Here is a 14,750-nt window from a genome sequence, read left to right as displayed (position 1 = left end):
ACCTGCACATGATAGGTTCGGCTTTTCTCGCCCAATGCCGTCTCAATGGCCAGCAGCAGGGCATCGATCCCCTGCCCCTTCACTGCTGATACGGGCACCACGGCGGCAACCTTGCCCACCGGCGTAATGCTGGCAAGTGCGTCCTCAAGCGGCAGATCGTCCCGTCCCAACAGGTCAATCTTGTTCCAGACCTCAATGATCGGCGTGGTTTCGGCCGAAACACCCAGATCGGCCAGCACACCGATAACATCCAGTGCCTGTGCCAGATGGTCCGGATTGGCGACATCACGGGCATGCAGGATCACATCGGCGTCGATCACCTCCTCAAGCGTGGCGCGGAACGCTGCGACCAGATCGGTCGGCAAATCGGCGACAAAGCCAACCGTATCGCTCAGCATGACGTCGCGGCCATGCGGCAGTTCCAGCTTGCGCACCGTGGTGTCCAGCGTGGCAAACAGCAAATCCTTGGCGAACACGTCCGATCGCGTCAACGCATTGAACAAGCTCGATTTTCCGGCATTGGTATAGCCGACCAGCGCGACAATGGGCGTACCTTCGCGTTGCGAACGCTGCTGCATACGGGTCTTCTTGACCTTCTCCAGCCGATCCTCAAGCAACACGATGCGGTCCATGATCTGGCGCCGATCGCTTTCGATCTGCGTCTCGCCCGGGCCACCCATGAAGCCGCTGCCACCGCTGCCGCGCTGGCGTTCAAGGTGGGTCCAGGAGCGGACGAGACGGCCCTTCTGATAGTTCAGATGGGCCAGTTCGACCTGCAGCACGCCTTCACGCGTTGCGGCCCGGTCGCCAAAGATCTCCAGGATCAGCCCGGTCCGGTCCAGCACCTTGGCGCCGGTTTCCGTTTCGAGATTGCGCTGCTGAATCGGTGTCAGCTGTGCATCAACCAGCAGCAGATCAATTGTCTCGTCCTTGACGCGCGCCGCCAGGGTCTCGGTATGGCCGCCGCCGATAAAGGTCGCTGGCTTGATTTCGCGGACCTTGATGACCTCGGAAAAGATGATGTCGAGCCCGATGGCCTCGGCCAGACCCTCGAACTCAGCCTGACGCGCCTCGATGGAATGCTGCGAGAAGTGCCCCCGTACATCAGGCACCACAACGCCGACGCGGAACGGCCGGTCCCGCTGGTCAATAAACGCCTTTGGGCCGCCCTTTTGGACGGCCTCGTCGTCGTCATCAAATTCGTTCATGTAAACTCGTTAGTCACTGTCTTGAGGCTGCTCGGGATCGAACAGCTGGATTGGCGCGCCTGGCATGATTGTCGAGATGGCGTGCTTGTAGACAAGCTGCGACTGCGCATCGCGGCGCAGTAGCAGACAGAAATTGTCAAACCAGGTGATCACCCCCTGCAGCTTGACGCCATTCACCAGAAAAATGGTGACCGGCACCTTCTGCTTGCGAACGTGATTGAGGAAGGTATCTTGTAGGTTTTGCTGCTTTTCGCTGCCCATGGAGGCCTCTAGTTTCGCGGCATTGCTTGTCGCTGTTGTCGTTGCGCTTGCCCGCCTGCCGGCAACGGACTGCCGCCCAGTCCGCCCGCTGTGCATTTATCACACACCCAGCACTATGGCACAGTTCCAATTTCATGCCTACCCGGACTAAACGCATGGCAGGGTACGAAAATTTACCTTCGCTACAACCCCAATGACTTGATCTTGCGGTGCAGCGCGCTACGTTCCATGCCAACAAATTCTGCCGTCTTGGAAATATTTCCGCCAAACCGTTCAATCTGCGCCAACAGATACTGCCGTTCGAACACTTCGCGCGCATCGCGCAGCGGCAGGCTCATCAGATGGGCGGAGGCATCGGTGTCGCCAACAGTTGGCAGCACTTCACCGATATCGGACGGCAGCATCGCCGCAGTGATCAAGCCATCCTCGGGCTGCTGGTCTTTCATCAGAATCAATAGCCGCTCGATGGAGTTGCGCAATTGCCGTGCATTGCCCGGCCATTCCTGCGCCTGCAGCACGGCCATGGCGTCGTCGCCGACGGTCAGGCGCTGCAGATTGTGCATCCGCGCCACCTGCTCAATGAACACCTGGACCAGTGGCGGCACGTCCTCACGCCGTTCCTTCAGCGGGATCAGGGGCAGCGGCACGATCGAGAGCCGGTGGAACAGGTCCGAGCGGAACTCGCCACTCTCGACCTGGGAAGCCACATTCTGTGAACTCGAGGCGATGATCCGGACGTCGATTGGTACCGCCTGGGTGCCACCGACCCGGTTGAAACGGTTCTCCACCAGGGTGCGCAGCAACAGTGCCTGGGTCTGGGCCGGCAGCGTGGTCACCTCGGACAGATAAAGTGTGCCCCCATGGGCCTTCTCGAGTGCCCCGACCTCCACTTTTAGAATGCCGCTCTTCTCGCGCATTTCGCGCCCGAACAGCACAACGGGGACTTCTTCGGGAGCATAGAGCGAGGCATTGATCTCGACAAAGGGCGAATCGGCGCGCGGGCTGCGCTGATGGATCATCCGCGCTACCAGACCTTTGCCGGCCCCCGATGGGCCGGAAATGAAGATGCGCGAATTGGTCGGCGCCGACTTCTCGATGGTCGCCCGGATCGCCTGCAATGCCCCTGAGGTACCCACCATGTCGATGTTCTTGCTGGCTGAGCGTTCCTTGAGCTCTGCCACCTCATTGCGCAGCCGCGTTGCCTCCATTGCCCGCTGGGTTATGTGCAGCAAACGATCAATCTTGAAGGGCTTTTCGATATAGTCATAGGCACCGCGGCGAATGGCCGAGACGGCGGTTTCGACATTGCCATGCCCCGAGATCATCACCACCGGCATGTCCGGATGCTGGCTCTGGAAAACATCAAGCAATTGCAGCCCGTCCAGCCGCGATCCCTGCATCCAGATATCGAGGAACACCAGGCTGGGCCGCCGCCTGGCGATTTCGTTCAGACCACTATCGGCATCATGGGCCTGCCGGGCCTCATAGCCCTCATCCTCCAGAATGCCGGCGATCAGGTCGCGGATATCGTCTTCGTCATCGATGATCAGGATATCGAGTGCCATTATTTATGAACCGCCGCTGATTGGAGCGACTCCTCCTGTGGAGCAGTCGGAGCGGACAAACCTGCCCCCTCCTCTGCCGCTAACGTCTTGATGGGAGATTGCAAAGGCAGCGTGAAAGTCACGCAGGCCCCGACCCGACCGGTGGCGTCGGGCTCAGCGTCGACCAGCTCAACGATACCGCCGTGCTGCTCGATGATTTTGGCCACGATGGCCAGGCCAAGGCCGGTGCCCTTTTCTCTTGTCGTCATGTAGGGCTCAAGCAGGCGCTGCCGGTTTTCCCTGGGCCAACCCTTGCCATTGTCCGATACTGAAATTCGCGCATGGTTACCCTCAATGTGACCCTCCACGGTAATGACGGGTTGCAGATCTTCACTGCGATCGACCAATTCGAACGATTCCACAGCGTTCTTGATCAGATTGGTCAGCGTCTGGGAGATCAGCCGGACGTCACACCACGCCACGATTGGCTCATCGGGCAATGTGGTGACGATGGAGATTTCCGGCAACCGCACGCTCTCAAGAAACACTGCCTGCCGCACGGTGTCAGAGAGGTCCGCAAGTTCTGGCGCCGCTTCGGGCATGCGCGCAAAGGCCGAAAACTCATCGACCATGCGGCCAATATCGCCCACCTGCCGCACAATGGTATTGATGCACTTGTCGAAAATTTCGCGGTCACCCTCAAGCTTGGAGCCATAACGGCGGCGCAAGCGTTCGGCGGACAACTGGATCGGGGTCAGCGGATTCTTGATTTCATGGGCAATCCGGCGGGCCACGTCGGCCCAGGCGCTGATGCGCTGCGCCGATTCAAGGTCGGTGATGTCGTCAAATGTCAGCACGTAGCCCTTGGATTCGGTGATGGACCCTTCCCGCGTCAACTGCACCTGATAGGTCCGCCGATCGGCTTCATTGCCCAGCTGGATCTGATCGCGAACCTGGCCACGCCGCGCCGAACGTGCCCGCTCCAGAATGGGGGCCAGTTGCGGCATGGCCACCTCAATGCGCTCACCCATCAGGCCGATTTCGTCGCGTCCCAGCATCTCGCAGGCCCGCGCATTGACCAGCGTCACGGTGCCGAATGGATCGAGCCCGATAATCCCGGCCGACACGCCCTCCACTACCGCCTCGGTAAACTGACGGCGCTTCTCGTTCATTTCATTGGCAGCCAGCAGAGCTTCGCGCTGATACTTAAGTTGCTGCGTCATGCGGTTGAAACCGCTGGACAAATCACGCAAATCTCCTCGGCCTTCTTGCACCGGAACCTGGACGTCGAGGTCACCGCCGCGCACACGTGTGGAAGCGATCATCAGGTTGCGGATCGGGTCCACGAAACGGTTGGCCAGGGCAATGCCAATCCACAGTGCCGCCAGCAGCAGCACCACGGCCAGGCCGACATACATGATGGTGAAGGTGATCTGGAACACCAGCCGATTGGAGGCATATTGCCGATATTCGGTAATGTTCTCCTCGGTCAGCCGCATATATTCGAGCACTTCGGCTTCCACCGGTCGGGCCACGAACAGAAAGGTGTCGTCATAACCGCGCAGCTTGATCACCGAGCCGACCAGATTGACCCGCCCCGGGGCAATGGCCGCCGGAACGCCTTCAACCAGCCCGGTCGTAATCCCGTCAGGCAGTTTTGGGTAGGCGCCCTGCACCGCAATCTGCGCCCGCATCAGAGTCTCGCCCTGGCTGTTGACCAGTGAGGTAAACGGCAATGAACGCGTTACGGCCAGGGCCGTCAGAATGCCCTGAAACCGTTGCGGATCGCTGTCATAGGTCGGCTTAGCCTGCTCGAGTTCAGTGGCGGTCCAGATAATGTCATCGCGCAGCACCTGCGCGTGTTCGAGCATGTAGGAGCGCGCCACCAGCCGCGAACTCTCCACCATGGCGCGTGTCCGTTCGCTGAACCACTGATCAAGCCCCTGATTGAGCGCAATCGTCGCCACAACCGCCACAATGGCCGCCGGGATCGCCGCCACCAGGGCAAACATCGTGACCATGCGGATCTGCAAGCCGGCGCCGGCCTGTTTGCGTATGCGCGCCTGAAACAGCAGCGCCGCCTCGGTCACCACCAGGGCAATCACCAGCAGGACCAGCACACCCGTGACAATCCAGATCACGGTCCACACCGTGGCCGATGGTTCAATATTGGTCGCGCCCGTCAGAATCAGGAACGAGATTGAGGACATCATCACCGAGGCAACGACGACCACAAAGCCCAGGACGCGGAGCGGCGCATTGCTGCGCATGCCGAATAGTGGCGCGCGTGCAGGCTTGCCGGCGTCATCTCCCGAAGCCCGCCTTGGCTCGTCTTCGCTGGTGGTTAGATCACTCATAAATGCCGAATGGCACTCCATTTCCGACCGCAAGCGGCGAGCCTGACGCAATTCGCCGGACCCTTCAAGACAATTGTTGCCAAAATGTGACACCGATCGCCGTCGTCGATGGCGGCAAAACACACCGGCGGCGTGTTTTCAGGCGATCGGGCGCAAAGCGCTACGCTCGCAGGGCCAGATTGTACCACAAAACCGATCTGGTGGGCTCTGGTGCCAGGACCTGGGGTCTCTAACCGTTCCGCCGGCTGTGCTTGACGATCTCAATGCTATGCGTGCGGATTTTCTTGCGCAGCGTGTTGCGGTTGAGCCCGAGCAGGTCCGCTGCCTTGATCTGATTGCCGCCGCAGGCATTGAGCGCCATGGCAATCAGCGGTGCCTCGACCCGGTCGATCACGCGCTGGTAGAGCCCGGGAGGCGGCAGCTCGGGTTCATACTCGCGCAGCACCTGGCCGACATGGGTTTCTACCGCCATGGACACATCGATCGGCCCCGCTGGACCGGACGGCGAGTTGTGCTCGACGATGTTGAGCTCGTTCTGCACGATTTCGGCTGAAATGCTCTCATCGGCATAAAGCGCCGACAGCCGCCGCACCAGGTTCTCCAGCTCGCGCACATTGCCCGGCCAGGAATAGTTCTGCATCAGCTTGATGGCTTCCGGCGAGATCGACTTCACCGGCTCACCCTCGCGCTGCGCCACCTTGAGAAAGTGCAGCGCCAGATCGCCCACATCGTCAACTCGCTCGCGCAAGGGCGGCAGGCGGATCGGCACCACATTAAGCCGATAGTACAGATCCTCGCGGAACAGTCCCTGCCGGATCATCTGGCTGAGATCGCGATGGGTTGCCGCCACGATGCGCACATTGGTCTTGATCGCGCTACGACCGCCAACCATGGTGTATTCGCCCTCCTGCAGCACGCGCAACAGTCGGGTCTGGGCATCCATCGGCATATCCCCGATCTCGTCGAGAAACAGCGTGCCCCCCTCGGCCTGCTCGAACCGGCCAGAAGAGCGCGTATTGGCGCCGGTGAAGGCACCCTTCTCGTGGCCGAACAGTTCAGCCTCAATCAGATCGCGCGGAATGGCCGCCATGTTGATGGCCACGAACGGGCCGTTGCGGCGCTTGCCGAAGTCATGCAGCGCCCGCGCCACCAGCTCCTTGCCGGTGCCGCTTTCGCCGGTAATCATCACCGTCAGATCGGTCTGCATCAGCCGCGCCAAGGCTCGATAGATGTCCTGCATCGCGGTAGAGCGGCCCACCAGCGGCATGGTTTCACCGGGCTCTTCAGCATCGCGCTCGGCTTTGGTTGGCTTTTTGGCATCCGCCAGTGCCCGCGCCACCACCGAGAGCACTTCGGTGATGTCGAAGGGCTTGGGCAGATATTCATAGGCCCCCACTTCGGAAGCACGGATGGCCGTCATGAAGGTGTTTTGCGCACTCATCACGATCATCGGCAGATCGGGCCGCAGCTTCTTGATCTTGGGCATCACCTCAAAGGCGTTGCCATCGGGCATCGCCACGTCGGTGATCAGAATGTCGCCCTCGCCCCGGCTCACCCAGTTCCACATGGTGGAGATATTGCCGGTCGGTCGGACCTCATAGCCGGCGCGGGTCAACGCCTGATTGAGTACCATGCGGATGGCGGCATCGTCATCGGCTAGCAGGACAACGTGGCTCATGCCATTCCCTCTTTTTGTGAATTCTGGGCGGGACCGCTCGCCACGGGTAGTAGAATGCGGAATTTGGTGCGGCCGGGCCGGCTGTCACAATCAATCACCCCGCCATGGTCGCCGACAATCTTGGCGACCAGCGCCAGACCCAGGCCGGAGCCGTTCTGCTTGGTGGTGACAAAGGGATCAAACAGGAAGGGCAGGATATCGGCTGGCACACCCGGACCATTGTCCTCGATGGTGATTTCGAGCGGCAGCGATATACGCTCGGAAACGCCGGTCACCGCAATGCGAATGCCGGGCCGGAACGCCGTTGAGAACTTGATCTCGGGATTCTGTGTCCGATCAAGGGACTCCGAGGCGTTCTTCACCAGGTTCAGGAAGACCTGGATCAACTGGTCGCGGTTGCCATGCACCGGTGGCAACGATGGATCATAGTCTTCCGAGAAGGCAATGCCGCGCGCCACGCCATTGCGCGCCAGCAGTTTCACCCGGTCCAGCACGACGTGGATATTGATGGGTTCGCGCTCCATCGGCCGTTCATCGCCAAACACTTCCACCCGGTCGATCAGATGCACGATCCGGTCGGTTTCCTCGCGGATCAGGCGGGCCAGCGGGATTTCCTCGCTGGTCACGGTCTGCTCCAGCAATTGGGCCGCACCGCGAATGCCCGAGAGCGGGTTCTTGATCTCATGTGCCAGCATCGAGGCGAGCCCCGTCACCGACCGTGCAGCGCCACGCGACACCATCTGCCGGTCGATCTTGTCGGCCATGGTCCGTTCCTGGATCAGCAGCGCCACTCCCCCGTCATTGTCGGTCAGCGGGCTGGCGAACACGTCGGCGATACGTTCATCGCCAAACCGCGACGACCCCACCAGCACCCGATACTCCGTCATCGGGGACCGCCGCAGCGCCACGGTTTCAACCAGGCTGATAATGGGCGAACCAAAGGCGATCAGATCGTCGAGCCGATGGCGGATCAGCACACTCTGGGAGGCGCCAAAAAACGCTTCAGCCGCATAGTTGACGAAAACGATCTGCCGATCGTCGCCGCACACGATGATCGGCTGGGGCAAGGCTTGAATGACCGCTGCGGCAGATACCGAAATGGCCGCGTCTTTGGCCTCAATTGCGCTCATCATGCAGCCTTCCGGTCGTCTGAAAAAATGTTGCCGATCATGGTGAGTACCGCGGCGGGGGTGTCGTTATTGAGAAGCGCAGCGCGGGTTGGCTTGTCCAGATCAATACCCGCTGCCGCCAGATACCAACCCAGATGCTTGCGCGCGGCCCGCAGGCCGACGGCCACGCCGTATTCGACCAGCATGTCCTCATATTGCTCGCAGATCAGCGCCACCAGCGCCGCGCCGCCCGGCTGCTCCAAGGGCACCTTGCCACCCAGTGCCGCGCCAATCTGGCCGACCCGCCAGGGTTGCCCCTGCGCCCCCCGCCCCAGCATCACCGCCGCTGCCCCCGATAGCTGTAACGCCTCGCGCGCCGCATCGAGGTCCACAATGTCGCCATTGACCACCACAGGCACGTCAACGGCCTCTACCACGGCACGCACCAGTTCCCAGCGCGCACTGCCCTTGTAGAATTGCTGCCGGGTGCGGCCATGCACCGAGATCATCTGCACCCCTGCGTCGACGGCCCGCCGCGCCATCTCGGCGGCATTGAGGCTGTCATCGTCCCAGCCCAGCCGCATCTTGATGGTCACCGGTAGCGGCGTCGCCGCCACGACGGCATCCGCCAGGGTCATGGCGTGGTCGGGCACCCGCATCAGCGCTGACCCGGCAAAGCCATTGGTCACCCGCTTGGAAGGGCAGCCAAAATTGATATCGATAATGTCGGCGCCGGCATCATGGGCCAGCTTGGCGCCGCGGGTCATCCACTCAGCCTCGCAGCCAGCCAGTTGCACCATGTGCGGCAAGTGGTGGGGCTTGCCCAGCCGGCGCGCCATATCCTTGTTGCCGGTAGCCAGCGCGGTGCTGGCGATCATCTCGGAAACCACCATGCCTGCGCCGTAGCGCTCCGCCATCTTGCGGAATGCCAGATCGGTAATGCCGGCCATTGGCGCCAAGAAGGCATTGTTGTGGACCGAATGGTTCCCGATGCGCAATGTGGAGGCATTTTCAGACACGAACTGCCCCATAAATGGTCAAAGGCGGAAATATGCCTGTATAATAGTCAAGCGCCATCCTGGCGCAATAGCTTTCTCAGTCCCGCACCGTTCGGCAGCCCTGCACTTGCCGCATGGGAGAGCCGACGCTAGACCATCCCAATGTGACTGTTTCTTGTCCGAGTTCCTGGCTGCCATGCGCTCAAAATCCATTGCCGTTATCATCGTCGCCGCAGGTAAAGGCGAGCGCGCCAATGCTCATACTGCTCCCGATCCGAAACAGTATCGCCCGCTTGGCGGCGTTCCCACGCTCACCCGAACGGTTGGCGCCTTTCTCGCGGTGCCCGAGATCACCAGCGTGGTGGCGGTGATCCACCCCGATCATGCCGACCGTTACGCGGCGCTCAATCTGGTGGATGATCGGCTGCTGCCGCCCGTAATCGGCGGCGACAATCGCCAGGCCTCGGTATTGGCCGGTCTCAAGGCGCTGGCACCCGCTCGACCCGACCTGGTGCTCATTCAGGACGCTGCACGCCCCTTCGCCACCCCAAAGCTCATCAGCGACGTCATCACCGCGTTAGCCCGGTATGACGGCGCCCTGCCCACTCTTGCCGTCACCGATACCATCAAGCGGTCATCCGATGGCACCCAGATCGCCGCCACCGAGGACCGCCAGCAATTATTCGCGGCCCAGACGCCGCAAGGCTTCCGCTTCGGACAGATTTTTTCGGCTCATATGCGCGCCGCCACCATCCGGCGACAATTCACCGATGATGCGGAGATTGCCGAATGGGCCGGGCTCGGGGTGGCCATGGTCAAGGGCGATCCCAACAACCTCAAATTGACCTATCCCGGCGATTTCGCGCGGGCCGAACGCATCTTGTCTGGAGATCACGTCATGGAAACGCGCATTGGCACCGGCTATGACGTGCACTCGTTCGAGCCTGGCGACCATATCTGGCTTGGCGGCGTCCGTATTGCCCACAAGGCCCGGTTGAACGGGCATTCCGATTCCGATGTTGCGCTGCATGCCCTGACCGACGCCATCTATGGCGCCATTGGTGCAGGCGACATTGGCGTGCACTTTCCCCCTTCCGACATGCAGTGGAAAGGCGCTGCCTCCACCATCTTCCTCAAGCACGCCGGCGGACTGGTCGCCAAGGCGCAGGGTCGGATCGTCAATCTCGACGTGACAATCGTCTGCGAAGAGCCGAAGATCGCTCCACACGCACCCGCCATGCGGGCTGTGATCGCCGAGACCCTGGGGATTGCGCCCGCGCGCGTCGCCATCAAGGCAACAACAAGCGAGAAGCTCGGCTTCGTCGGGCGCCAGGAGGGGATCGTGGCTATGGCCAGTGCCAGCATCGAAGTGCCGAGGGTCGATTGATGGTAGGCAAAACTGCTTCTGCTGCCGCCACGACCACTGATGCGGCCCGCCGTGTCATCGAACTGCTGACCGACGCCAACCGGACCATGGTCACCGCCGAAAGCTGCACCGGCGGCATGCTTGCCGCCGCGCTGACCGATATTCCGGGTGCATCGGAGGCGTTTTTCGGTGGCTACGTCACCTATGCCAATGAGGCCAAGTCGCGCATGATCCATGTGCAGGCCCGGCTGATCCGCGATTATGGCGCCGTCAGCAATCAGGTCGCCCGCGCCATGGCCGACGGCGCCCGCAACACGGCGCACTGCGATTATGCCGTTGCGGTGACAGGCATTGCCGGGCCCGATGGCGGATCCGAGAAGAAGCCGGTGGGTCTGGTCTATATCGCGGTCTCAACCGAATTGGCGACCGTGGTCATCGAGCACACGTTTGGTGATCTTGGTCGCGCCGAGATCCGCAAGGCCAGCGTCGCCGCGGCACTTGAGCTGGTGATCGAGGTGCTCACCAGCACGAATGACTGACTGCCGCTAAGCGCCGAAGCGCCGGTCTGCCTCTTCGACGAATGCCTGCATGATCTGTTCCTGCTTGGCCGCGAAGGCGGGCTCAGCCACGGCGGCGACAAACGGATTGGAGATCTTGAAGTCGATCTCGAAGCGCACCCGCGTCCCCATCCCTTCCGGCTCAAACCGCCAGACGCTGTCGAGATAGGCAAAGGGACCGTCAACTGCTGTGGCCCGAATGGTCAGCGCCTCCCGATCGGCCGTAACCCGGCTGGTATAGGCTTGGGTGATGGGCCCGAAAGCCAAGGTCATTTTTGCCAGTCTGATGTCTGCCGCACCCGCTCCTGGGGCCTGACGCACCTCCATCGCCCTGCAGTTGGGGATGAAGCGGGGATAGTCGCCGAGATCGGCGACGATCTCGAACATGCGCTGCGGCAAATGGGACACATGCCGTTCAAAGTATCGCTTCATCAGTGACCGAGCTTAGCCATCCGCGCTGCCTTGAGCGCAGCAAAATCTTCGCCGGCATGGTGCGACGAGCGGGTCAGCGGGCTGGAAGACACCAATGAAAAGCCCTTGGCCGTTGCTACAGTTGCGAACGACTTGAACTCATCGGGCGTCACGAAGCGGATCAGCGGTGTGTGCTTTTTGGTGGGCTGCAAATATTGCCCGATCGTCAGAAAATCCACCTCGGCCGAACGCAAATCATCCATCAATTGCAGCACTTCATTCCGCTCTTCGCCCAAGCCCACCATGATGCCCGATTTGGTGAACATGGTGGGGTCGAGTTCCTTGACCTTTTGCAGCAGCCGGATCGAATGGAAGTAGCGCGCGCCGGGGCGCACTTTGAGATATTTCGACGGCACGGTTTCCAGATTGTGGTTGAACACGTCCGGTTTGGCCGCCACCACAATCTCCAGGGCCCCAGGCTTGCGCAGGAAATCCGGCGTCAGCACTTCAATGGTGGTTTTCGGGTTACGCGCCCGGATCGCCAGGATCACATCGGCAAAATGCTGTGCCCCGCCATCGGCCAGGTCATCACGATCCACCGAGGTGATCACCACATGCTGCAGTCCGAGCTTCTCGACCCCGTTGGCGACGTTTTCGGGTTCCCTGGGGTCCAGCGGCCCCGGCATGCCGGTGCGGACATTGCAGAAGGCGCAGGCGCGGGTGCAGATTTCGCCCATGATCATCATGGTCGCGTGCTTCTTGCTCCAGCACTCACCGATATTGGGGCAGCCGGCTTCCTCGCACACCGTCACCAGCCCGTGCTCGCGCACAATGGCCTGGGTTTCCTTGTACACGGGCGACCCTGGCGCTCGAACGCGGATCCAGTCCGGCTTGCGCAACACTACGCTGTCAGGCCGATTCGCCTTTTCCGGGTGACGGGGCTTGAGCGCTGAGGTGTCGATCAGAGTGACCACGGGATGTCCTGACTTCTATGCAATCAACCGTGCCAATAGCACGACTATGATGGCGCCAATCGTGGAAGTTACAATTTGCCGCACCAGTGCATTGCTGATGCCCAAATTGATCCCCAGCGCCGAAAACAGATAGCCCCCGACAAACGAGCCGACCAGGCCGCTCACCAGATAGGTGATCAAGCCGCCGCCGCCCACCACAAGGCTGGCCAGAAACCCGGCAACCAGCCCGATACCGATGAACATCAGCATTGATCGATTATTGGTGTCGCCCATCGTAAAGCCCCTGCCCGTGGTTTGTCGTTCCGGTAGTGCCATCTTCAGTCCCCCTGACGTTGTCCGCGTGATATTGCCACGCACAGGTCAGGCTTCAAGGTCCCGCCCTCTACCGCGTGATCAACCGCGCCACCAGAATCACCACCAGGGCACCAATTGTGGCGGTGATGATCTGGCTGAGCAGCATATTGCCGATCGGCAGTGAAATATTGGCCACCGAGAGCAGCCAGCCGCCGACAAAGGCACCGATCACCCCGACGATCAGATTGCGCAGCAGACCGCCGCCGCCCAGCACCAGTCCGGCCAACCACCCGGCCACGAGGCCAATGGCGAGGAAAATAAGCAGTTCCTGCATACCGACAGTCATAGCGTCATCTCCGTGTTGCGTTGCATCCCCATCCAGACCTCCACTGAGGTGCTGTCAGTCCTGGCTGTGCGAAACCGCGAACTTCGGGGACAACCAACCCCGAGACCGCTGTGATCACAAAGCTTTCCGACGCTGCCATTGGGCTGGCACCTGTGGATAACCTGTTGAAAACCTGTGCACTGATCGTGCCCCGGCCTTCGCTACATGTTCAGCGCGCGACCATAGGCGTCCAGCACGCTTTCCTTCATCGTCTCGCTCAGCGTGGGATGCGGGAAGATTGTGTGCATCAGTTCTTCCTCGGTGGTTTCCAGATTCATCGCCACCACAAAGCCCTGGATCAATTCCGTTACTTCCGCACCAACCATGTGCGCGCCGAGCAGTTCGCCGGTCTTGGCGTCAAAGATGGTTTTGACCAGTCCGTCCGGTTCGCCCAGCGCGATCGCCTTCCCATTGCCGATGAAGGGGAAGCGACCCACCTTGATCTCGCGCCCGGCTTCCTTGGCCTTGGCTTCGGTCAGGCCGACGCTGGCCACCTGCGGTTCACAATAGGTGCAGCCGGGCACCAGCAGCTTGTTCAGGCCGTGCACCTTCATGCCGGCGATCTTTTCCACGGTGATTACCGCTTCATGCTCGGCCTTGTGCGCCAGCATGGGTGGACCGGCGACGTCGCCAATCGCCCAGATGCCCGCAACGCTGGTCTGGCCATAGTCATCGATGACGATGGCGCCGCGCTCGGTTTTCACCCCGACCGTCTCAAGACCAATGCCCTCAATATTGCACATCACGCCAACCGCCGAGATCAGCTTGTCGCCGGAAATCTGCTGCGTCTTGCCGTCCTTGAGTTCGACATGGGCGGTGACACCGTCCTTGGTCTTTTCGACTTTCGTCACCTTGGTATCGGTCAGTATCTTGATGCCGCGCTTCTCCAGCCGCTTGCGGGCCAACGCCGAAATCTCGGCATCCTCCACCGGCATGATCTGCGGCAGCAGCTCGATGATCGTCACTTCGGCACCCATCGAGCGGTAGAAGGAGGCGAACTCGACGCCGATGGCACCCGAGCCCATCACCACAAGTGATTTGGGCATGACGGCGGGCTTCATCGCCTCGAAATAGGTCCAGATCTTGTCGCCATCGGGCTCAATGCCCGGCAGCACACGGGGGCGCGCGCCCGTCGCGATGATGATGTTCTTGGCCTTGTAAGTGCCCTCACCCAATGGCTTTTTTGGCACCGGCCCCTGGGGTTGCACAATGGTCTTCCTGGTCGGCGCAACCTTGACTTCACCGGGCTTGGTGATCACCGCCTCGCCCCAGATGATGTCGACCTTGTTCTTCTTCATCAGGAACTGGACGCCATTGTTCATCTGCGCCGCAATGTCGCGCGAGCGTTTGACGACACCGTCCAGATCGAAGCCGAATTTGTCAGCAGTCAGCCCATAGTCCTTGGCGTGGCTCATATGGCCGTAGATCTCGGCCGTCCGCAGCAGCGCCTTGGTGGGAATGCAGCCCCAGTTGGAGCAGATGCCGGCCATGTGCTCGCGCTCGATAATGCCTACCTTCATGCCCAATTGCGCGCCGCGAATGGCCGCAATATAGCCGCCGGGACCGGCGCCGATAACGAGAAGGTCGTATTGGTCAGCCATTTGGGCC

General features: G+C 61.1%; 14 protein-coding genes. 2 read left to right on the top strand and 12 right to left on the bottom strand.

Features of this window, described 5'->3' with window-relative positions; all coding sequences use genetic code 11:
• The 7 genes from hflX to dusB all read right to left on the bottom strand — a co-directional run.
• Positions 1–1,208: GTPase HflX (gene hflX, locus Q8O80_RS12470; protein WP_305579773.1), on the bottom strand; the 1,208-nt coding region annotated here is incomplete at its 3' end.
• A gap of 9 nt (positions 1,209–1,217) precedes the next feature.
• On the bottom strand, positions 1,218–1,469 hold the full coding sequence (gene hfq / locus Q8O80_RS12465) for an RNA chaperone Hfq (RefSeq protein WP_305579772.1): 252 nt from the start codon (positions 1,467–1,469) through the stop codon (positions 1,218–1,220).
• Between the two features lie 182 nt (positions 1,470–1,651).
• Complete coding sequence (locus Q8O80_RS12460) at positions 1,652–3,034, bottom strand: sigma-54 dependent transcriptional regulator (RefSeq protein WP_305579771.1); 1,383 nt, start codon at positions 3,032–3,034, stop codon at positions 1,652–1,654.
• Entirely contained in the window at positions 3,034–5,370 is a 2,337-nt protein-coding gene (locus tag Q8O80_RS12455) for a PAS domain-containing sensor histidine kinase (RefSeq protein ID WP_305579770.1), read from the bottom strand. The genes Q8O80_RS12460 and Q8O80_RS12455 overlap by 1 nt, the downstream gene beginning before the upstream one ends.
• Before the next feature lie 229 nt (positions 5,371–5,599).
• A complete protein-coding gene (ntrC, locus tag Q8O80_RS12450; protein ID WP_305579769.1) occupies positions 5,600–7,048 on the bottom strand; it encodes a nitrogen regulation protein NR(I) in 1,449 nt (482 codons plus the stop codon).
• Complete coding sequence (locus tag Q8O80_RS12445) at positions 7,045–8,178, bottom strand: nitrogen regulation protein NR(II) (protein WP_305579775.1); 1,134 nt, start codon at positions 8,176–8,178, stop codon at positions 7,045–7,047. The genes ntrC and Q8O80_RS12445 overlap by 4 nt, the downstream gene beginning before the upstream one ends.
• A complete protein-coding gene (gene dusB, locus Q8O80_RS12440; protein ID WP_305579768.1) occupies positions 8,178–9,176 on the bottom strand; it encodes a tRNA dihydrouridine synthase DusB in 999 nt (332 codons plus the stop codon). The genes Q8O80_RS12445 and dusB overlap by 1 nt, the downstream gene beginning before the upstream one ends.
• 154 nt (positions 9,177–9,330) lie before the next feature.
• Here dusB and Q8O80_RS12435 point away from each other — a divergent pair, with 154 nt between their 5' ends.
• Positions 9,331–10,542, top strand: a complete 1,212-nt coding sequence (locus tag Q8O80_RS12435; RefSeq protein ID WP_305579767.1) for a bifunctional 2-C-methyl-D-erythritol 4-phosphate cytidylyltransferase/2-C-methyl-D-erythritol 2,4-cyclodiphosphate synthase — start codon at positions 9,331–9,333, stop codon at positions 10,540–10,542.
• Complete coding sequence (locus Q8O80_RS12430; RefSeq protein WP_305579766.1) at positions 10,542–11,060, top strand: CinA family protein; 519 nt, start codon at positions 10,542–10,544, stop codon at positions 11,058–11,060. The genes Q8O80_RS12435 and Q8O80_RS12430 overlap by 1 nt, the downstream gene beginning before the upstream one ends.
• Before the next feature lie 6 nt (positions 11,061–11,066).
• Here Q8O80_RS12430 and Q8O80_RS12425 read toward each other — a convergent pair whose 3' ends face one another.
• The 5 genes from Q8O80_RS12425 to lpdA all read right to left on the bottom strand — a co-directional run bounded on the left by Q8O80_RS12425 (position 11,067) and on the right by lpdA (position 14,743).
• The gene (locus tag Q8O80_RS12425; protein ID WP_305579765.1) at positions 11,067–11,510 is read right to left on the bottom strand and encodes a type II toxin-antitoxin system RatA family toxin; all 444 of its coding nucleotides are present in this window, start codon (positions 11,508–11,510) and stop codon (positions 11,067–11,069) included.
• The gene (lipA, locus tag Q8O80_RS12420) at positions 11,510–12,463 is read right to left on the bottom strand and encodes a lipoyl synthase (RefSeq protein ID WP_305579764.1); all 954 of its coding nucleotides are present in this window, start codon (positions 12,461–12,463) and stop codon (positions 11,510–11,512) included. The genes Q8O80_RS12425 and lipA overlap by 1 nt, the downstream gene beginning before the upstream one ends.
• Before the next feature lie 15 nt (positions 12,464–12,478).
• The gene (locus Q8O80_RS12415) at positions 12,479–12,736 is read right to left on the bottom strand and encodes a GlsB/YeaQ/YmgE family stress response membrane protein (RefSeq protein WP_305579763.1); all 258 of its coding nucleotides are present in this window, start codon (positions 12,734–12,736) and stop codon (positions 12,479–12,481) included.
• A gap of 109 nt (positions 12,737–12,845) precedes the next feature.
• Positions 12,846–13,103, bottom strand: coding sequence for a GlsB/YeaQ/YmgE family stress response membrane protein (locus Q8O80_RS12410; protein ID WP_305579762.1), 258 nt, complete (start codon positions 13,101–13,103; stop codon positions 12,846–12,848).
• 200 nt (positions 13,104–13,303) lie between these two features.
• Complete coding sequence (gene lpdA / locus Q8O80_RS12405; RefSeq protein WP_305579761.1) at positions 13,304–14,743, bottom strand: dihydrolipoyl dehydrogenase; 1,440 nt, start codon at positions 14,741–14,743, stop codon at positions 13,304–13,306.
• Positions 14,744–14,750 lie beyond the last annotated feature (7 nt).

Origin of the sequence: Devosia sp., from assembly GCF_030689745.1 — a bacterium.
GTDB lineage: Bacteria > Pseudomonadota > Alphaproteobacteria > Rhizobiales > Devosiaceae > Devosia > Devosia alba.
This window is presented reverse-complemented; position numbering and strand designations above follow the sequence as displayed.